Origin of the sequence: Bacillus sp. CDB3, from assembly GCF_002081505.1 — a bacterium.
GTDB lineage: Bacteria > Bacillota > Bacilli > Bacillales > Bacillaceae_G > Bacillus_A > Bacillus_A cereus_AT.
This window is the reverse complement of record NZ_ALBR01000097.1, coordinates 130,229-148,139: the sequence shown is the minus strand read 5'-3', so window position 1 is coordinate 148,139 and position 17,911 is coordinate 130,229. Positions and strand designations below refer to the sequence as shown.

Genomic DNA, 17,911 nt, shown 5'->3' with positions numbered 1-17,911 from the left:
CTTCACCTATCCGATTGTTTTTCGTAATGACGAAGCTGGAATATGCATTTGTTCTCTATACTTCGCCACTGTTCTTCGAGAAATAACAATTTCATGCTCTTCTTCTAATAATTTTGAAATCTTTTGATCTGAGAGTGGCTTTTTCTTATTCTCTGCTTCCACAAGCGTTTGAATAAGCTGTTTCACTCGCTTCGTTGAAACTGCCTCATCCTCTGTCGTCGAAACTGCATTACTAAAGAACGATTTCATCTCAAATAAACCGTGTGGCGTTTGCACATATTTATTTCGCGTTGCACGACTAATTGTAGATTCATGCACACTTAACTCTTCCGCCACCTCTTTTAAAGCGAGCGGCTTTAAATACGCTGGACCTTCCCAGAAGAAATCACGTTGTTTTTCCATAATAATGGTCATCACTTGCAGAAGCGTTTGTTTTCTCTGTTTCAAACTGCGCATAATCCACTGCACATGCTGATACTTTTCTGATACGTAAGATGCTACTTCACTCTCACTATTATTAAGAAGCGCACTATACTCAGAATGAATTTCAATTCTTGGCATATTTCTCTCATTCATCTGTAAAACAAGACGATCACCATCTTTTTTCACTGCCATATCAGGCACAATATAAAGTGGTTTATCAGAAGAAAACGCAAGACCTGGCTTTGGTTGCAATGATGTTATACAATTTACCGCATCCTGCAATTCTTCATTGCTACACTTCAACACTTGAACAAGCTTTCGCCAATCTTTCTTCACGAAATAAGCGAAATTATCTTCTATAACCTCTTCTGCCAATCCATTCCGTCTTTGTAAGCGCTTCAATTGCAAAGTTAGACATTCCTGAATATTACGCGCTCCTACCCCTGCTGGCTCAAGTGATTGGACAAGCTCTACAGAACGGTCGACTACATAAATCGGTGCGGAAAGAAGATTTGCTAACTCTTCATTCGTTTCTTGTAAATACCCATTTCCATCCATGTTCATAATAATGAAAGAAGCTACTTTTCGCTCTTCTTCCTCTATTTTATAATACTGTATTTGATTTAATAAATGTTGCTGAATCGTTGTAGAATCCACACTGTAGATTTCCATTTGATTCTCGACTTGTTTGCCGGTACTTTTACTTGTGTTAGAGCTCTTTTTCTTCTCCCTCTCGAAACCACCTAACTCAATAAGGGGATTCTCTAACGATTGCTCATACAAAAACTCCGATAATTCTTGTACATTATACTGGAGCATTGTAATCGCTTGCCTTAACTCTTGTGTCATTGCCAAACGTAAGCTTTGTTCTTGTAAAAGACTTGCCTTCAAACTAATCTCCCCCTTGTTTCTATTGTACAATAAGTTTGGTAAAAGGAGAATGCTATCACAGACACCCATTCCAAAATATTATTAATTTATATGTATTAATGAGATTTACATCTTACAACCGAAATTTGAATAATATTGAAAGAAAATAATAACGCACAAAAGTTATTACCACATACTAATAGTAAATCTTATAACCAGATATAACAAGAGAGAAATAAAAAAAGGTCCTAACTTACAAATGTAAGTTAGGACCTTTTTACGCGCCCAGAGGGATTCGAACCCCCGGCAGACGTGGTACCGGAAACCACCGCTCTATCCGACTGAGCTATGGGCGCATGATTATAAATTATACTTCATTTTCTCTTCATAATAATAGCAATAAAAACCATTTAAATCAATAAAAACTCTTTGATAGCACATTGTATATACGCTATTTTCCGCATGAAAATGCCCCCTAATTTCTACATTTAGGAGGCATTTCTTAACGGTTTTATTTATCTAATTTCTCTTTAATCTCTTTTGGAATTTCATCCGGCTGTACTTCTTGGTATGTTTCAATATATTCACCTTTCGTTTTAACCTTAACATACGCTCCCTCTCTAAGCCCACGAGGCGCATAAAACTTAACGTCTCTTCCTTCACCTGAAGCATAATAACCAGTAAGTTTATAGTCTCCAGCTACCTCTCCAACTGTAGATAGTCGGCCAGATTCTTTCGCTTTTACATATACAAAGTCTTCTTTCACAAGCGGATTATATCTATCAGTCACCTCATTATGAGAAAAGCTTGCCACACCAATAACTAATATAAAAAGTCCAATTAAACCTAATAATAATTTCTTCATTTTTCTCTCCTTCAAATGTCCTTTTAACTTGCTTTACTTTCTTTATTCTAGGAGAAAAAGTTTTTTCCACTATCGCTTTCCCTTACATATCCATTACAAAATTGTAATCTACACATGTAGCACACCTAAATTTTCCAATCATAAATTCACCCCAACTCACAAATTATAATCTTTGAATTGATATTCCAAAGGGGGCTTCATTCAATGACTGTAATTACAAAACTAAAGCAAACTGTTTCTGGATTAAAAAGTGCACAAGCTAGCTTAGAGGGATTCGCTCTTGATACGGATAACCAACAAGCTAAGCAACTTTTCCAAACAGCTGCAGAGCAAACACAAACAATTATCGATTCTTTAAACCCACGTGTTGAAGAAGTCCAGCAAGAAGAACCACAATACACACAGCAATAACCGAAAGTACCATTTCATCTAATGGTACACAATTTGAGAAAAAGGATGATATGCAATCATCCTTTTTCTCTCACATTACATAATGCAATAGAAATGGAATGATTATAATGCGAAAACTCGGAATCATAACCGCGTTATTTATGCTCCTATTCGGTTCACTTACCGGATGTGATAATAGCCCGTTAGATAAAAAGGTAAAGAAAGAAGAAGCAAAACGAACGAAAGAAGAAAAGGGCCCCAAGTTAACAAAAATGAGTACAGAATCCTTTAATCAATCTATATCGCAAGAAGCTAAGAAAAAAGCTCTCGCTATAGATGGAATTATAGAAGCTACCGCAGTTAATACAAATTTAGATCTTTACATAGCTATCAAACCTGAACATCACGAAAGGTTTGGTTTAAAACCGTTACGAAGTAAATTAAAAAGAAGCTAAGTGATGAAAATCCTACTTTCGATATTCGTGTAAGTACAGACAAAAAGATTTTTATGCTCATAGAAGAACTTGAAAACAAAATCAAGAAAAAGAAAGTAAGCAAGGATGGCATCAAAAAACAATTGAAACTCATCCAATCAGAAATGGGATCTAATATTTAAGCTTTCTAAAAGAGAAGGAAGGATTCAAATGTCTAGTAAAGATAAAAATTTAACACCTGTACAACAAGAATATAAAAAATTTGAACAACAGCGCGAACCGAAGCGACCCGTTTTAAAAAATTGTATAAAAGCTTTTTTCGTCGGGGGATTAATCTGTTTAATAGGCCAACTGATTTCCACCTTTTATATTACTTATTTCGATTTCACTGAAAGATCTGCTGGAAATCCTACCGTTGCAACTCTTATTTTTATCTCCATGCTACTGACGGGATTTGGCGTCTACGATCGCCTTGGGCAATTCGCTGGCGCTGGTACTGCGGTGCCCGTTACTGGATTTGGTAACTCTGTTATTGCCGCATGTATTGAACACCGTACAGAAGGATTCGTTCTCGGCGTTGGTGGTAACATGTTTAAACTAGCAGGATCGGTCATCTTATTTGGCGTATTTTCCGCTTTCGTCATCGCACTTATTAAAACGATTCTCTTTCAATGGGGAGGGCTGTAAATGTTACAAGGACACCGAACATGGGTATTCGAAAACAAACCAGTTATCATCTCAACAGGTGTAGTCGGCGGCCCATTTGAAGCAAATGGAAAAATCCCTGAAGATTTCGATACCCTGCATGAAGATTTATGGCTCGGACAAGACTCCTATGAAAAAGCACATAAAATTTTGTTTGAAGAGGCTTGTAGCCGCGCTACAGAAAAAGCCAAACTTAGGAAAGATGATATTCAATTTGTCCTCGCTGGAGACTTAATTAATCAAATAACTCCAACAAGCTTTGCATGCCGCACACTTGGCACACCTTATCTCGGATTATTTGGTGCTTGTTCTACTTCTATGGAAGGTTTAGCGCTCGGTGCAAGTATTGTAAATGCAAAAGGCGCAAAATATTTATTAACTGGAGCTTCAAGTCATAACGCTGCCGTGGAAAAACAATTTCGTTATCCAACTGAATACGGGGGACAAAAACCTCCTACCGCCCAGTGGACAGTGACTGGAGCAGGAGCCGCTATTTTGAGCGATACTGGACATGGCCCAAGGGTTACATCTGCAACGATTGGGCGAGTTGTTGATATGGGATTAACTGATCCATTTAATATGGGAGGCGCAATGGCTCCAGCTGCTGTCGATACAATTGAGGCTCATTTAAGAGAAAGAAATCTCGATGCATCTCACTACGATTTAATCGTAACAGGCGACCTCGGACATGTTGGACGCGAAATTGCTTATGACTTACTACATAAACATGGGACAAAAGTAAAGAGCGAGCAATTTCAAGATTGCGGAATCATCATTTATAGAGAAGGTCAACCTGTAATAGCCGGCGGAAGTGGCCCAGGCTGTTCAGCAACAGTCGTGTACGGACATTTATTAAATAGAATGAAAAAAGGAGAATTCAAAAAGATACTAGTTGTTGCGACAGGTGCTTTACTATCTCCCCTTACATTCCAACAAGAAGAAACAATTCCATGTATCGCTCATGCTGTATCGATCGAATTTGGAGGTGCAACACAATGATTTTTTTCTGGGCTTTCGTCATTGGCGGACTCATATGTGTAATCGGACAACTTATGTTTGATGTCGGCAAGCTAACACCAGCTCATACAATGGCAACACTCGTTGTTGCCGGAGCTATATTAGATGGATTCAATTTGTATGAACCATTAATTGATTTCGCTGGAGCTGGGGCAACAGTACCCATTACAAGTTTCGGTAACGCCCTCGTTCACGGCGCTATGGAAGAAGCTGCAAAACACGGAATTGTTGGCGTTATTACCGGTATGTTTAAAGTAACAAGTGCTGGTGTTTCTGCTGCTATCATTTTCGGATTCATCGGAGCATTACTATTTAAACCGAAAGGATAAGAGGTGTCTGCATGACTGTTATCGCTAGCGTAAAAACTTGCCTTGCCAGTGTAAGAGGGGCTCAAGCAAGTTTAAGCTCCCTTTCATTAAATTCACAAGACGAAGAATCAAAACGCGCATTTCATGAATGTATGTTAGAAATGGACAGCGTCATCGCTGATTTACAGAATAGAGTTTCAGTATTAGAACGTGAAGAACCTCAATATAAAGGGTTTTAAGTAAACTGGAGGAATGACTATGTCTCACCTGCCCGAATGGACACTCGTTATTCTCCGCTCTGTATTCATATTAATCATTTTATTCGCTATTACGAAATGGTTAGGAAAAAGACAAATCTCTCAGCTCTCCTTTTTTGAATACATAGCCGGAATGACAATCGGTGACATCGCTGCCCAAGTATCTACAGGGCTCGATTCAAAATTTTTCCACGGCGTCTTTGCGATACTCATTTTCGCTGTGGTACCTTTTTTCACAGGAATCCTCTCCCTAAAGAACAAAACAGCCCGGGATTTTTTTGAAGGGAAATCTACCGTATTAATAAAAGATGGAAAGATACTCGAAGATAACTTAAAGAAAGAAAAATATACAAGTGACGAATTATTAGAACTTCTCCGCGGAAAAGATGCGTTCAGCGTAGCTGATGTTGAATTTGCAGTATTAGAACCGAGCGGAGAATTAAATGTATTACTGAAGAAAGATCGCCAACCACTTACAGCAAAAGATATCGGTTTAAAAGTGCCGAACGAAAAAGAACCACAAACTGTTATTATGGATGGCAATGTCTTAGATGAACCTCTATCCTCTAGTGGACATAACCGTGCTTGGTTACATGCTGAACTAGAAAAACTCGGTGTTGTTATTGAAAATGTCTTTCTCGGTCAAGTTGATTCATACGGACAACTTACTATCGACATTTATAATGACAAACTACAAATGCCTTCTCCTCAAAACAAACCTTTGTTATTGGCATCTTTAAAAAAATGTCATGCTGATCTTGAACTATTTTCCTTAGAAACAAAGTCGAAATCAGCAAGCGAAATGTATAGTAAAAACGCGAAACAAATCGAAAAGATTTTAAATAGAGTAACCTACCTTTTAAAAGAATAACTCTCGAAAGAACGCTTCAGTAAAAAGGCGTTCTTTTCTTTTTTCTCCAGCTTTCATAACGTTTAAATTTATGTAAATCGGTTATGATGTTGAAGATACATAAGCAGGGAATTTCAAAAACATAGCGAATATTTCATGGTACAACTACATATTTTTTTGATTTAAAGTGGTTTCGTTTGACCTTTATTGACCATAATTGTATTATAAGACTAAGAAAGCTTTAGAAGGAGGAAATAACAGATGAATTTAATTCCTACAGTAATTGAACAAACAAATCGTGGAGAACGCGCTTACGATATTTACTCTCGACTATTAAAAGACCGCATCATTATGCTTGGTAGTGCAATTGATGACAACGTAGCTAACTCAATCGTTTCCCAGCTTTTATTCTTGGAATCTCAAGATCCAGACAAAGATATTCACATCTACATCAACAGCCCTGGTGGTTCTATCACAGCAGGTATGGCAATTTACGATACAATGCAGTTTATTAAACCACAAGTATCAACAATCTGTATCGGTATGGCTGCATCTATGGGTGCATTCTTACTTGCAGCAGGTGAAAAAGGAAAACGTTATGCACTTCCAAACAGTGAAGTAATGATTCACCAACCACTTGGTGGTGCACAAGGTCAAGCGACTGAAATCGAAATCGCTGCAAAACGTATCCTATTCTTACGTGAAAAACTAAACCAAATTCTTGCTGACCGTACAGGTCAACCACTTGAAGTTCTACAACGCGACACAGACCGCGACAACTTCATGACAGCAGAAAGAGCTCTAGAATACGGCTTAATCGATAAGATCTTTACAAATCGTTAATAACTAAAAGCAGAGGCGGCTCGTTCAGCTCTGACTGGCTAAGGTTCTTTCGCATAAAAGGCGCTTTTTGCCTTCTTATGCGGAAGGTTCTTAGACACGAAGAGCTTGCCGCTGAAGCTAGATACATTTAAAGCGGAAGCGCCCTATACACAGGACGCTTTTTTATTATGCACTTTCGTCTACATCCCCCACCAACCAGGCCGCACTCACAAACAGCAAAACAAAAAAACTATCGCACATTCGCGATAGCCTTTTATTGTACATATGCAGCTAATGCTTCTAAAGCTTCCTCTGCATCTGAACCTTCTGTTGTAATTGTAATCATGCTACCAGTTCCGATTGCTAAGCTCATAATCCCCATTATGCTCTTTGCATTAACTGTCTTTCCATCTTTCTCGATGAAAATATCAGAATGAAAACGATTTGCCTCTTGCACAAACAACGCAGCCGGACGTGCTTGTAAGCCGTTTTTTAATGAAACTTTAACCAGTTTTTGAACCACAGCTCCATTTCCCCTTTAGCCTCTTATTTTTTTGCTACTGTTTCCCCCGCGCGTAATTTCTCTGCAATTTCATCGATTTTACGCAAACGATGATTAATACCCGATTTACTAATTTTCCCCCCGGATACCATCTCACCTAACTCTTTCAATGTTACATCTTGATAATCTCTTCGTAGTTGCGCAATTTCTCGTAGTTTATCTGGCAAAATATCAAGTCCAATCGTCTCATCAATATAGCGGATGTTCTCGATCTGCCTTAGCGCTGCACCAATTGTTTTATTTAAATTAGCTGTTTCACAGTTAACTAAACGATTTACTGAATTACGCATATCGCGAACAATTCGAATATCTTCAAATCTTAAAAGTGCATTATGAGCACCTATAATATTTAAAAACTCAGTAATTTTCTCAGCTTCTTTCAAATACGTAATGTACCCTTTTCTTCTTTCCAACGTCTTACTATTTAAATCAAATCCGTTCATCAGTTCACATATAGCATCATTATGTTCCTTATATAACGAAAAGATCTCTAAATGATAAGATGATGTTTCTGGGTTATTTACTGAACCACCTGCTAAAAATGCACCGCGTAAATACGATCGTTTACAACATTTCTTCTCGATTAATTCCTGCGATATATTTCGAATAAACGAAAAGTCATCTCGAACAATATGAAGATCTGCTAATATTTCGCGAGACTTCTCAACAAGCCGCACGATATATACATTATTTTTCTTCAATCGCATTTTTTTACGCACAAGTAATTCTACCGTCACATCATATCCTTTTTTCAAAAGCGTATAAATCCTTCTTGCGATTGCTGCATTTTCCGTTTGAATATCGATAGATAAGCGACGGTTTGAAAAAGAAAGCGATCCGTTCATTCGAAGCAACGCCGATAATTCCGCTTTCTCACAGCATTCCTTCATTTCAAGATTGGTCAACTCTTTCTTGGTTTCCGATGCAAATGACACAGTCAACACCTCCTTATACGATTATTTTGGAACAAAAATCTTGTCCTATATGAATGAGGAGCGTTACCTCAAACGAGGCAACGCACATTTATAGCAGTGAATATAAAATCGAAGCTAACTTTAATGTATCATGTCTTACAACACGCTCATCATACTTCGCTAATTGATCTTGAATGATTTCGATATTATTTGCAGCAAAACGATCTGTATCCACTACAACTGGTCCCGACATTTCTTCCTCATATAACTTACGTAATTCACAAGGAATATCACGATTATTTACAATTGCAGTGTCGATAAATGGTTTACCTAAATGATCATGTAACGCCTGCACATGATCGAACGCAGTATACCCCATCGTTTCACCCGCTTGCGTCATAACATTACACACATATACCTTCTTCGCTTTTGCAGCAAGAACAGCGTCCCCAATTTTATTAACAACTAAATTCGGTAATATACTCGTGTACAGACTTCCTGGACCGAAAACAAGTAAATCAGCCCGTTTAATTTCCATCAACGTTTCATATAGCGGTTCTACATCTTCTGGAGTTAAAAAGACACGATTAATCTTCTTCCCGAAATAAGGGATCTTTGATTCACCTGTTACAATTTCCCCATCTTCTAACTCTGCATGAAGTACCGCACTTTGATTCGCTGCTGGCAATACACGTCCTCTGACATTTAATACTTTACTTGTCTCCGTAATCGCGTGGTAAAAGTCTCCTGTAATCGAAGTCATACCTGCCAATAATAAATTTCCTAACGCATGACCTTTCAGTCCGTCTCCAGTTGTAAAACGGTGCTGGAATAAAGCTTCCACTAATGGTTCTACATCCGATAACGCAACAAGTACGTTACGAATATCACCTGGGGGTGGAATTTCTAGCTCATCACGTAGTCTACCTGAACTGCCTCCATCGTCGGCTACTGTTACAACTGCCGTAATATCAACAGGATATTGTTTTAATCCTCTTAATAAAACAGAAAGTCCAGTTCCTCCTCCCATGATGACAATTTTAGGTTTTCTCTCTATTTTCATCCCTTAATGGCCCTTTCTCTTCTCCACATCACGATGAGATACATGAACGCTATACTCTGGTTTCAAATGTTTCCCAAGGTACTCTGTAAGCGTAACAGAACGATGTTGTCCCCCTGTACATCCAATCGCAATTACAAGTTGACTCTTACCTTCTCTTTTATAATGAGGCAGCATGAAAGTAATAAGATCCGTCAATTTCTCTAAAAACTTATGTGTCTCATTAAATTTCAGCACATACGACGAAACTTCTTCATCCAGTCCTGTTAATGGCTTCATATGTGGAATGTAGTATGGATTTGGTAAAAAACGAACATCAAATACTAAATCAGCATCAATTGGAATTCCGTACTTAAATCCAAATGACATAACATTTACACGGAACGCTTGCTCAGTTTCTGTTGAGAATATGTGAACAATTTTTTCTCTTAATTCTTTCGGTTTCAAATCTGATGTATCAAGCACAATATTCGCTCGCGCCTTCATATCAGTTAATAAACCGCGCTCAGCTTCAATTCCCTTTAACGGCAAGCCAGTTGGTGCAAGTGGATGCGAACGTCTCGTTTCTTTATAACGAGTTACAAGCGTGCTATCTTTCGCATCTAAAAATAAAATATGAGGGATAATCCATGTGCGTTCTGATAAATCATCAAGTGCTCCCCATAAATACTCAAAAAACTCTCGGCCACGTAAATCAATACCGAGTGCCACTTTATTCATTTTACCTTTTGAATCCGCCATAAGTTCAATAAACTTCGGCAATAACATCGGTGGTAAATTATCTACACAAAAATATCCTAAATCTTCAAAACTTTGTAACGCTACCGTTTTTCCAGCTCCAGACATCCCTGTAATAATTACCATTTTTATATCATTATTCTCTGTCATCGTATCCTCTCCTTGCAGGTTTAACTCGGATCTAATCGATATGAAAGCAACTCAAAATCTGGGGTATATACAAATGTACCGTAGATTATACCATTCCCTTTAATTAAATAATCAATAATGTGATAATCTCCTGGTGCCATTGCTAAATCATCAATTTTATCAAATGTATGCCAACCAATGATGCCTTCTTCGCTCTCTAATTTGTTTTCTCCTGCAAAATCTGTTGCTAAAAAGGAGAACATCATCCATTCAGAAACAACCTTATCACCTTCTTGGATGACAAAGGTGAAGACCCCTTTTAATGCTGGGTTCTTTAAATAAATACCTGTTTCTTCACGATACTCGCGAACAACGGAATCTCTTACCGTCTCACCACGCTCCATCTTTCCGCCTGGTGCAACCCACCAATTTCGGCGAGGTTTTTGGAGTAAGAGTACTTCATTATCTCTAATTAACACACAGTTTGTCACTCTTTGCATGTTTCTTCACCTCAGCTACTTGCAGCAAAATTTCTCACTGCATACTCATTTCATTATACTATCAAAAACAGTTTGCTACAACGAAGGTGCCAGTCCCCTTTCGCTAAGCAATTGTAAATTTTTTCTATAACAAGCAATCAAAATGCCTTACTTCCCATGAATAGCACATAAAAATCCCCTTAACGTTTTTACCGTTAAGGGGACGAAAAATCCTTATTTCTTACCGAAATAAGTAACAACCGCAAATCCTAAAATAAAAGTAATAATTGAACTTACAATTGAAATTCCACCAGTCGGAATGCCAGGGAACACAATGACAATTGAACCGATAACAAGTCCAATAATTGTCGCAAATGTCATACTTTTATAACGATCTAATAAAAAGCTAATTCCTTTACTACTTACAACAAATCCAACCATAACGCCGGCACCAATAACCGCGATTAACGGTAAATTGAGTGTAGTTAAAGCGTTAATTGCTGTCGGGTACACACCAATAATTAATAAAATAAACGATCCGCTAATTCCAGGAAGAAGCATAGCCATACTAGCCATCCATCCTGCGAAAAATAAACCAATTGCATTTAAAATTGTTAACGTCGTAATTGGATCAGCTGCCTTATCTGGTTTAAAGAATGCTGTTATCGCAACAAGAATTGCTGCAATTATTAACAGGGCAATATGACCACCTTTAAACGTTGCCTTTGCATCCGCTTCTCTCATTAACATCGGTAATATACTAATAATTAAACCGAGGAAGAAAAATTGAGTCGGTTCATAATGATTTGCTAATAAATATTTAATAACGTGACTTAACGTTAGAAAAGCTGCCGCTACACCAGCTGCAAGTGGGATTAAAAATGCTAAATGTTTTTTCCATTCGCGACTAAAGAATCCGCTAATTGCCGCAAGTAATTGTTCATAAATCCCTAACACAACGGCGATTGTTCCGCCGCTCACACCAGGAATTAAATCACTAACACCCATACAAAATCCACGATATATATTACGCCATTCCATACTGAATAAATTCCTCATTTCTTATAGTGATTTTTTCCGTAAATTCTAGTATAACAATAAGAAGTATTAAATTCTTAATTATTTTTGACAAAAGTTTGACATTTGAACAAAAAAGAAAGCCACCCATCGGTAGCTTTCTTCTCAAAAGGAAAAATCCCCTTATTTTTCTGTTACAGTTTTTAATCCTTCTAATAACTCTTCTACGTAGTGCTGTGTACTCTGCGCCGCAATACTACCATCGCCTGTTGCAGTTACAATTTGACGAAGCATTTTTTCACGAACATCACCAGCTGCGAAAATACCAGGAACTTTCGTTTCCATGCGCTCGTTCGTTTCAACATAACCATTTTCATTTGTAATACCTAACTCAACAAACGGTTTTGATAATGGTAACATACCGATGTATACGAAAACGCCGTCAGTTTTAACTTCTTGTTCTTCTCCACTGTTTACATCTACAAGTGTTACGCTTCCTACTTTACCATTTGCATCGTTAATTTCTTTAATCGTGTGATTCCAAATGAAATCTACTTTCTCATTTTGGAAAGCACGATCTTGTAAAATTTTCTGTGCACGAAGAGTGTCACGACGGTGAACGATTGTTACTTTTGATGCGAAGCGTGTTAAAAATACACCTTCTTCAACAGCAGAATCTCCGCCGCCAATAACAACAAGTTCTTTACCTTTAAAGAATGCGCCATCACATACTGCACAATATGATACACCGCGGCCGCCAAGTTCTGCTTCACCTGGCACACCAATCTTTTTATACTCTGCACCGCTTGCAACGATAATTGCACGTGTTTTATATTCTTTTTTACCAGCAATAATTGTTTTGTACTCTTTACCATCGATGATTTCTTTCACATCACCGTATGCATATTCAGCACCAAATTTCTTCGCATGCTCAAACATTTTATTTGATAAGTCTGGTCCTAAAATAGACTCATAACCTGGATAGTTCTCTACATCTTCTGTATTTGCCATTTGTCCACCTGGAATACCACGCTCAAGCATCAATGTGCTTAAATTCGCACGAGATGTATATACCGCAGCTGTCATACCAGCTGGTCCTGCCCCAATAATAATGACATCATAAATTTTTTCTTCTGACACACTATTCACTCCCATTCATACACATTAAGTTACCCTCATTATACTGTTAGCATCACTTTTTTCCCAATGATTTGCCTATCCTACTTGTGCGTGCGCTTAACAGCCTGCACATACTTTCGTACAGTCGCTACAGATACATTATATACATCACCAAGCTCTGCCTGTGTCATCTTATTTCTTTGTTCGCCGCGCACAATGTATTCAATTGCCGCTGACCAACCGTACACATTTGTAAAAGTCGCTCCAGATGTATATAAACGTATGAACGTACAAAACCAAAAGTTTAAACACTCTTCGATTAATTCATCGTCTTTTTTCGTATAATTGTATAATGCATCCGCAATTCGTACGCACTGTTCAAATTGCTGTAAATCAGCTGGGATGCTTTTATGACTATTAAGTAAAAAGAAATACTTTGCAAGTTGCGATACGATTGGAACACCATTTTTCGCTTGCGTTACATCAAAGAAGAATCCGACTTTCTCTGGTGTTGACAACTCATTCATTAAATATAAAGCTAGCATCTTCTCTTCTAGCGTCGTACTTTTTTGAAATGATTTTCGTAACTCTTCAAATAAAAGATTTTGTCCTTCATCTGCTAAATTCAGTGCATTCCACGGTTCTTTTCCTTTTTTATCAGGATGCAATTCTACAACATGTTGCCACATTTTTTCAGCTACTTGCTGTTCCTTCACCATATACGCAGAGTATGAAAACCAGTAATAAAAACTAACGTCTCCCTCGTATCCTTGACGCTTTAATACTTTGAACCATTTATAGGCACACTCGAAATGACCAATTGTTGCAAGCGTCGTTGCAAGCTTCAAACGATGTTCAAATGAAATCGGATATACTGAAACGAGCTGTCCCGCTAATGCTTCTACTTGTTTATGTTCTCCAATTGAATATAGAAAAATAAGCGTATTACAAAGCGCATGAATATTACCAGGATTTTCCTCTAAAATCATTTCTGTTAACTTAAGCGCTTGATCTACATTACCTGATTGGAAATGTGCAATCGCTAAATTATTATGACCCGACCAAAATTCTGGATATTCTTTCGTAACAACTTCTAGTGTAGCAATCGCCTCTTCTAATTGTCCGTTACGAATGTAACGGTTCGCTTCTTCCTGCATAACAATTAACTCATCTTCATCTTCAATCTCTTCCGCACCCATTGCTTCTTCTTCCATAATCTCAAGCAAATCTAACGTATCTTCTACAAATTCCTTCTCTTCCGCAACTTCTAAATATTGCTCTGCATACTTTTTTGCCTGTTGAAACAAGCCCATATATGCATAATTATTTGCAATAAAATAATAGCATTGCTCAAGTTCCGGATTGGATCTAACAAGCTTTAGAAATATCTGATTCGATTCTTGATATTCACCAGATTCAGATAATGCTATTGCTAGTTGGCATAAAATAAACGGCTCCTTCTCGCTTTGTGCCGCTCTTCGAAAATATTTAATTGCATCTTGCAATTTTTGCCCTTTATAAGCCCTCATCCCTTTTTTATAAAAGAAGTCCGCTAATTGATTAAAAGAGATAACTTGTCCGTTCTCCTTATATATTCTTTGATTTTTCCCCATATATCCTCCAGTTTTTTGTTTTCTTCGTTCACACATTCTTCTATCTATAAGTATAAACGATTCCGTAAAAAACAAAACAGTATATTATAATCAATTATTTCCTTTTTATTCATAAAAAGAGAAGGGAAATGTTACATTTTTAACATCAACCTTCTCTAGTGGCCATTTCCTCTTTCGTATAAATAATACGCATCGGATTTCCGCCTACGAAAGCGCCCTCTGGTACATCTTTATGGACAAGTGTGCCAGCAGAAACGATAGCACCATCTCCAATCGTTACACCTGGTAAAATTGTCGTATTCGCTCCAATCATAACTTCATTCCCTATGATGATTTCTCCGAGTCGATACTCACGAATTAAATATTCATGCGCTAAAAGCGTTGTATTATAGCCGATAATTGAATTGTCTCCCACAGTAATCTTTTCTGGAAACATAATATCTGGCATTACCATAAGTGCAAACGACGTTTTCTTTCCTACCTCCATCCGCAAAAACGTGCGATACAACCAATTCTTCACGGATAAAACGGGCGTGTAACGTGCGATTTGGATAATAATAAAGTTTTTCATTACCTTCCAAAAAGAAACTGTTTTATACACATTCCACAATGAATTCTCTCCTGAAACAGGATAGCGCGTTGTCCGTCGCACTTAACTCTCTCCTCTACTAAAAAAAGTGAAACTTGAAGTTAGTAGAGAAACATATCCCCTACTTGATTACTTGGACCTTTATGAGTGGTTAATACCAGATAAAATCGGTAGTAAATCACTCATTTTATCTAGCACATAATCTGGTTTATACGCTTCTAAGTACGCTCTACCTTTCAATGTCCATGAAACCGCTACTGTTTTCGTACCTGCATTTTGTCCACCGACGATATCATGATGATTATCACCAACCATCAATGTTTCTTCTGGTTTTGCATCTAATAATTTCAATGCTTTTTGAAGTGGTTCTGGATGTGGTTTCACATGTTCCACATCATCAATCGTCACAACAACATCAAAAAATTGATCAAGTTTTGAAAGCTTTAATCCCATTTCAACCGTCTGTCTCGCTTTCGTTGTAACGATACCGATTTTATAGCCTTGCTTCTTCAACTCTTGAACAGTTTCATATACAGTCTCATATTCTTCCACTAATTCATCATGATGCTCATGATTAAATTGGCGATAACATGCAATCATTTCTTCAACCTTACTTGTATCCATCTTACTAAAAGTGTCATGCAAAGATGGACCGATAAATGCCAATACATCTTCACGCTTATATTGATTTGGATAATATGTATGTAACGTATGCAAAAAAGAAGAGATAATAAGTTCATTTGTATTAATTAACGTTCCATCTAAATCAAATAGCACTGTATTTATTTTCATCGTCCTTAATCCTTTCATTACCTGAATATGAAAGAAGCAGCATCTTATATAAGATGCTACTTTTCTCTAATTTTCTAAATATCTTTTATCAGCTTGCCCCATCTTTCGTCTCACAATAATGAAAATGATAGAAATAACAACAATTCCAATAGACATTACTTGTGCAATACGAAGTGGTCCTAACATTAAACTATCTGTACGCAAACCTTCTACAAAGAAGCGTCCCACTGAATACCAAATTAAATATGTGAAGAATAGTTCCCCGCGGCGTAAATTCACTTTTCGTAACGCGAGTAATAAAATAACACCTGCAAAGTTCCATAATGATTCATATAAAAACGTTGGGTGATAATACACACCATCAATGTACATTTGATTAATAATAAAATCTGGTAAATGAAGACCTTCTAAAAACTGTCTCGTTACTTCATCACCATGCGCCTCTTGGTTCATAAAGTTTCCCCATCGGCCAATTGCTTGTCCTAGTAAAATACTTGGCGCAGCAATATCCGCTAACTTCCAGAATGAAAGCCCGCGTCGTTTCGCAAAAAGAATCCCTGTAATAACAGCCCCGATTAAACCACCATGAATCGCCAAACCACCTTGACGAATATTAATAATTTGACTCGGATTTTGCGAATAATATTCCCATTCAAAAATGACATAATACATTCTCGCAAAAAGAATGGCAATTGGTACTGCGATTAATACAAGATCGATAAATGTATCTTTGCGAATACCTAGCCTTTCTCCCTCGCGAGTCGCTAGCCAAAGACCTAATAGCACACCTGTACCGATAATAACCCCATACCAATAAACAGGGAACGGTCCGAGCTGAATTGCTACACGGTCAAGCTGTGGTACGGAACCTAGCAGCATATGTATGACCTCCCTCTCCAGAGTCTACTCTTGATTTCCTAACTCAATCGCACTCATTAATCGTTCAGAAAACTGCTGTGCCGCATTGACTCCCATACGTTTTAATCTGAAATTCATCGCTGCTACTTCAATAATAACAGCCAAGTTTCGACCAGGACGAACTGGAAGTGTAATCTTCGTAAGTTCTGTATCAATAATCTTCATCTTCTCTTCATCAAGACCTAAGCGATCATAATTTTTCTTTTGATCCCAAATTTCAAGATTAATAACAAGTGTAATACGCTTATAATTTCGTACCGCCCCTGCACCGAATAACGTCATTACGTTAATGATACCTAGACCACGAATTTCTAATAAGTGCTCAATTAAATCAGGTGAGCTTCCTACTAATGTGTCTTCATCTTCTTGACGAATTTCTACGCTATCATCTGCGACTAAACGGTGACCACGTTTTACAAGCTCCAGTGCTGTCTCACTTTTACCGACACCACTTTGACCTGTAATTAAAACACCAACGCCATAAATATCCACTAACACACCATGAACAGCTGTTGTTGGCGCTAACTTACCTTCTAAATAGTTTGTTAAACGACTTGATAATCTCGTCGTCGTTTGAGAAGAACGTAATAAAGGCACACCTGATTCGCGTGATGCTTGTAATAACTCATCCGGCACATCTTGATTACGAGTTACAATAATACATGGCGTCTCCTCAGTACAAAGCGCTTTCATTCTCTCTTGCTTTTGCTCTGTCGTTAACGTATCAAAGAACGTAAGCTCTGTTTTTCCAAGAAGCTGTACACGATCAGCTGGATAATATGTAAAAAATCCTGCCATTTCAATTCCAGGTCGTGATAAATCACTTGTATCAATTGGACGATGAATTCCTTCTTCACCACTTACTAACTCCAATTGAAATTGTTCAATTAAATCTTTTGTCCTTACTTTTGGCATATGTATAAACCTCCACTCCGCTGCGGGTTCAGTCTCATTTGATGTAAAATTCCATTCTACCGGATATTGTACCATTTTTTTCTGGAAACAAGAAATACGGTTTCTAATAAATAGAAAAAAACATT

21 protein-coding genes, 1 tRNA gene and 1 pseudogene are annotated in these 17,911 nt (G+C 37.6%); 8 read left to right on the top strand and 15 right to left on the bottom strand.

The window, feature by feature from the left end; translation table 11 throughout:
• Window positions 1-6: 6 nt before the first annotated feature.
• The 3 genes from rpoN to CDB3_RS24885 all read right to left on the bottom strand — a co-directional run bounded on the left by rpoN (window position 7) and on the right by CDB3_RS24885 (window position 2,158).
• Window positions 7-1,314 carry an RNA polymerase factor sigma-54 gene (rpoN, locus tag CDB3_RS24895; protein WP_128856317.1) on the bottom strand — a complete coding sequence of 436 codons (1,308 nt, stop codon included), beginning with the start codon at window positions 1,312-1,314 and terminating at the stop codon, window positions 7-9.
• A 259-nt stretch (window positions 1,315-1,573) separates the two neighbouring features.
• Window positions 1,574-1,649, bottom strand: a tRNA-Arg gene (locus tag CDB3_RS24890).
• A 155-nt stretch (window positions 1,650-1,804) separates the two neighbouring features.
• A complete protein-coding gene (locus tag CDB3_RS24885) occupies window positions 1,805-2,158 on the bottom strand; it encodes a YxeA family protein (protein WP_000734941.1) in 354 nt (117 codons plus the stop codon).
• Window positions 2,159-2,362: 204 nt separating this feature from the next.
• On the opposite strand from CDB3_RS24885, the gene CDB3_RS24880 reads away from it, so the two are divergent.
• The 8 genes and pseudogenes from CDB3_RS24880 (at window position 2,363) to clpP (ending at window position 6,962) form a co-directional block, all read left to right on the top strand.
• Entirely contained in the window at window positions 2,363-2,569 is a 207-nt protein-coding gene (locus tag CDB3_RS24880) for a DUF1657 domain-containing protein (protein WP_002124076.1), read from the top strand.
• 107 nt (window positions 2,570-2,676) lie between these two features.
• A pseudogene (locus CDB3_RS24875) lies at window positions 2,677-3,164 on the top strand (YhcN/YlaJ family sporulation lipoprotein).
• Between the two features lie 28 nt (window positions 3,165-3,192).
• Complete coding sequence (gene spoVAC, locus CDB3_RS24870) at window positions 3,193-3,669, top strand: stage V sporulation protein AC (protein ID WP_002034730.1); 477 nt, start codon at window positions 3,193-3,195, stop codon at window positions 3,667-3,669.
• Window positions 3,670-4,686, top strand: coding sequence for a stage V sporulation protein AD (gene spoVAD, locus CDB3_RS24865; RefSeq protein WP_097832341.1), 1,017 nt, complete (start codon window positions 3,670-3,672; stop codon window positions 4,684-4,686). It abuts the gene before it with no gap.
• Window positions 4,683-5,033, top strand: a complete 351-nt coding sequence (spoVAE, locus tag CDB3_RS24860; RefSeq protein WP_000575919.1) for a stage V sporulation protein AE — start codon at window positions 4,683-4,685, stop codon at window positions 5,031-5,033. Before spoVAD ends, spoVAE begins: the two co-directional genes overlap by 4 nt.
• 11 nt (window positions 5,034-5,044) lie before the next feature.
• On the top strand, window positions 5,045-5,251 hold the full coding sequence (locus tag CDB3_RS24855) for a DUF1657 domain-containing protein (RefSeq protein ID WP_128856316.1): 207 nt from the start codon (window positions 5,045-5,047) through the stop codon (window positions 5,249-5,251).
• Between the two features lie 19 nt (window positions 5,252-5,270).
• A complete protein-coding gene (locus CDB3_RS24850; RefSeq protein ID WP_128856315.1) occupies window positions 5,271-6,140 on the top strand; it encodes a DUF421 domain-containing protein in 870 nt (289 codons plus the stop codon).
• Between the two features lie 240 nt (window positions 6,141-6,380).
• Window positions 6,381-6,962: an ATP-dependent Clp endopeptidase proteolytic subunit ClpP gene (gene clpP / locus CDB3_RS24845; protein ID WP_128856314.1), complete on the top strand. Its 582-nt coding sequence runs from the start codon at window positions 6,381-6,383 to the stop codon at window positions 6,960-6,962.
• 253 nt (window positions 6,963-7,215) lie between these two features.
• Here the strand turns inward: clpP and CDB3_RS24840 are convergent, their stop codons facing one another.
• From CDB3_RS24840 to hprK, 12 genes are all read right to left on the bottom strand, one after another.
• Window positions 7,216-7,464 (bottom strand): HPr family phosphocarrier protein, encoded by a 249-nt coding sequence (locus tag CDB3_RS24840; protein WP_000250255.1) that lies wholly within the window; start codon window positions 7,462-7,464, stop codon window positions 7,216-7,218.
• A 23-nt stretch (window positions 7,465-7,487) separates the two neighbouring features.
• The gene (gene whiA, locus CDB3_RS24835; RefSeq protein ID WP_128856313.1) at window positions 7,488-8,438 is read right to left on the bottom strand and encodes a DNA-binding protein WhiA; all 951 of its coding nucleotides are present in this window, start codon (window positions 8,436-8,438) and stop codon (window positions 7,488-7,490) included.
• A gap of 88 nt (window positions 8,439-8,526) precedes the next feature.
• Window positions 8,527-9,480: a gluconeogenesis factor YvcK family protein gene (locus tag CDB3_RS24830; RefSeq protein WP_097832343.1), complete on the bottom strand. Its 954-nt coding sequence runs from the start codon at window positions 9,478-9,480 to the stop codon at window positions 8,527-8,529.
• 3 nt (window positions 9,481-9,483) lie between these two features.
• Window positions 9,484-10,365, bottom strand: coding sequence for an RNase adapter RapZ (gene rapZ / locus CDB3_RS24825; RefSeq protein WP_000138460.1), 882 nt, complete (start codon window positions 10,363-10,365; stop codon window positions 9,484-9,486).
• A gap of 20 nt (window positions 10,366-10,385) precedes the next feature.
• Entirely contained in the window at window positions 10,386-10,844 is a 459-nt protein-coding gene (locus CDB3_RS24820) for an NUDIX hydrolase (RefSeq protein ID WP_001190080.1), read from the bottom strand.
• A gap of 213 nt (window positions 10,845-11,057) precedes the next feature.
• Window positions 11,058-11,864 (bottom strand): DUF368 domain-containing protein, encoded by an 807-nt coding sequence (locus tag CDB3_RS24815; protein WP_128856312.1) that lies wholly within the window; start codon window positions 11,862-11,864, stop codon window positions 11,058-11,060.
• A 159-nt stretch (window positions 11,865-12,023) separates the two neighbouring features.
• Window positions 12,024-12,980 (bottom strand): thioredoxin-disulfide reductase, encoded by a 957-nt coding sequence (gene trxB, locus CDB3_RS24810; RefSeq protein WP_128856311.1) that lies wholly within the window; start codon window positions 12,978-12,980, stop codon window positions 12,024-12,026.
• 80 nt (window positions 12,981-13,060) lie between these two features.
• Window positions 13,061-14,572 carry a tetratricopeptide repeat protein gene (locus tag CDB3_RS24805; RefSeq protein ID WP_128856310.1) on the bottom strand — a complete coding sequence of 504 codons (1,512 nt, stop codon included), beginning with the start codon at window positions 14,570-14,572 and terminating at the stop codon, window positions 13,061-13,063.
• Between the two features lie 145 nt (window positions 14,573-14,717).
• On the bottom strand, window positions 14,718-15,224 hold the full coding sequence (locus CDB3_RS24800) for an acyltransferase (RefSeq protein ID WP_071748026.1): 507 nt from the start codon (window positions 15,222-15,224) through the stop codon (window positions 14,718-14,720).
• 78 nt (window positions 15,225-15,302) lie between these two features.
• Window positions 15,303-15,953 carry a pyrophosphatase PpaX gene (ppaX, locus tag CDB3_RS24795; RefSeq protein WP_128856309.1) on the bottom strand — a complete coding sequence of 217 codons (651 nt, stop codon included), beginning with the start codon at window positions 15,951-15,953 and terminating at the stop codon, window positions 15,303-15,305.
• Between the two features lie 66 nt (window positions 15,954-16,019).
• A complete protein-coding gene (gene lgt / locus CDB3_RS24790) occupies window positions 16,020-16,832 on the bottom strand; it encodes a prolipoprotein diacylglyceryl transferase (RefSeq protein WP_128856308.1) in 813 nt (270 codons plus the stop codon).
• Window positions 16,833-16,856: 24 nt separating this feature from the next.
• Window positions 16,857-17,786, bottom strand: coding sequence for an HPr(Ser) kinase/phosphatase (gene hprK, locus CDB3_RS24785; RefSeq protein WP_001127254.1), 930 nt, complete (start codon window positions 17,784-17,786; stop codon window positions 16,857-16,859).
• Window positions 17,787-17,911 lie beyond the last annotated feature (125 nt).

What these genes read in the sequence shown, in the direction of transcription:
- CDB3_RS24885 (WP_000734941.1), bottom strand. Translation starts at nt 2,158, where the DNA reads ATGAAGAAATTATTATTAGGTTTAATTGGACTTTTTATATTAGTTATT.
- CDB3_RS24880 (WP_002124076.1), top strand. Translation starts at nt 2,363, where the DNA reads ATGACTGTAATTACAAAACTAAAGCAAACTGTTTCTGGATTAAAAAGT.
- spoVAC (WP_002034730.1), top strand. Translation starts at nt 3,193, where the DNA reads ATGTCTAGTAAAGATAAAAATTTAACACCTGTACAACAAGAATATAAA.
- spoVAD (WP_097832341.1), top strand. Translation starts at nt 3,670, where the DNA reads ATGTTACAAGGACACCGAACATGGGTATTCGAAAACAAACCAGTTATC.
- spoVAE (WP_000575919.1), top strand. Translation starts at nt 4,683, where the DNA reads ATGATTTTTTTCTGGGCTTTCGTCATTGGCGGACTCATATGTGTAATC.
- CDB3_RS24855 (WP_128856316.1), top strand. Translation starts at nt 5,045, where the DNA reads ATGACTGTTATCGCTAGCGTAAAAACTTGCCTTGCCAGTGTAAGAGGG.
- CDB3_RS24850 (WP_128856315.1), top strand. Translation starts at nt 5,271, where the DNA reads ATGTCTCACCTGCCCGAATGGACACTCGTTATTCTCCGCTCTGTATTC.
- clpP (WP_128856314.1), top strand. Translation starts at nt 6,381, where the DNA reads ATGAATTTAATTCCTACAGTAATTGAACAAACAAATCGTGGAGAACGC.
- CDB3_RS24830 (WP_097832343.1), bottom strand. Translation starts at nt 9,480, where the DNA reads ATGAAAATAGAGAGAAAACCTAAAATTGTCATCATGGGAGGAGGAACT.
- rapZ (WP_000138460.1), bottom strand. Translation starts at nt 10,365, where the DNA reads ATGACAGAGAATAATGATATAAAAATGGTAATTATTACAGGGATGTCT.
- CDB3_RS24820 (WP_001190080.1), bottom strand. Translation starts at nt 10,844, where the DNA reads ATGCAAAGAGTGACAAACTGTGTGTTAATTAGAGATAATGAAGTACTC.
- CDB3_RS24815 (WP_128856312.1), bottom strand. Translation starts at nt 11,864, where the DNA reads ATGGAATGGCGTAATATATATCGTGGATTTTGTATGGGTGTTAGTGAT.
- CDB3_RS24805 (WP_128856310.1), bottom strand. Translation starts at nt 14,572, where the DNA reads ATGGGGAAAAATCAAAGAATATATAAGGAGAACGGACAAGTTATCTCT.
- ppaX (WP_128856309.1), bottom strand. Translation starts at nt 15,953, where the DNA reads ATGAAAATAAATACAGTGCTATTTGATTTAGATGGAACGTTAATTAAT.
- lgt (WP_128856308.1), bottom strand. Translation starts at nt 16,832, where the DNA reads ATGCTGCTAGGTTCCGTACCACAGCTTGACCGTGTAGCAATTCAGCTC.
- hprK (WP_001127254.1), bottom strand. Translation starts at nt 17,786, where the DNA reads ATGCCAAAAGTAAGGACAAAAGATTTAATTGAACAATTTCAATTGGAG.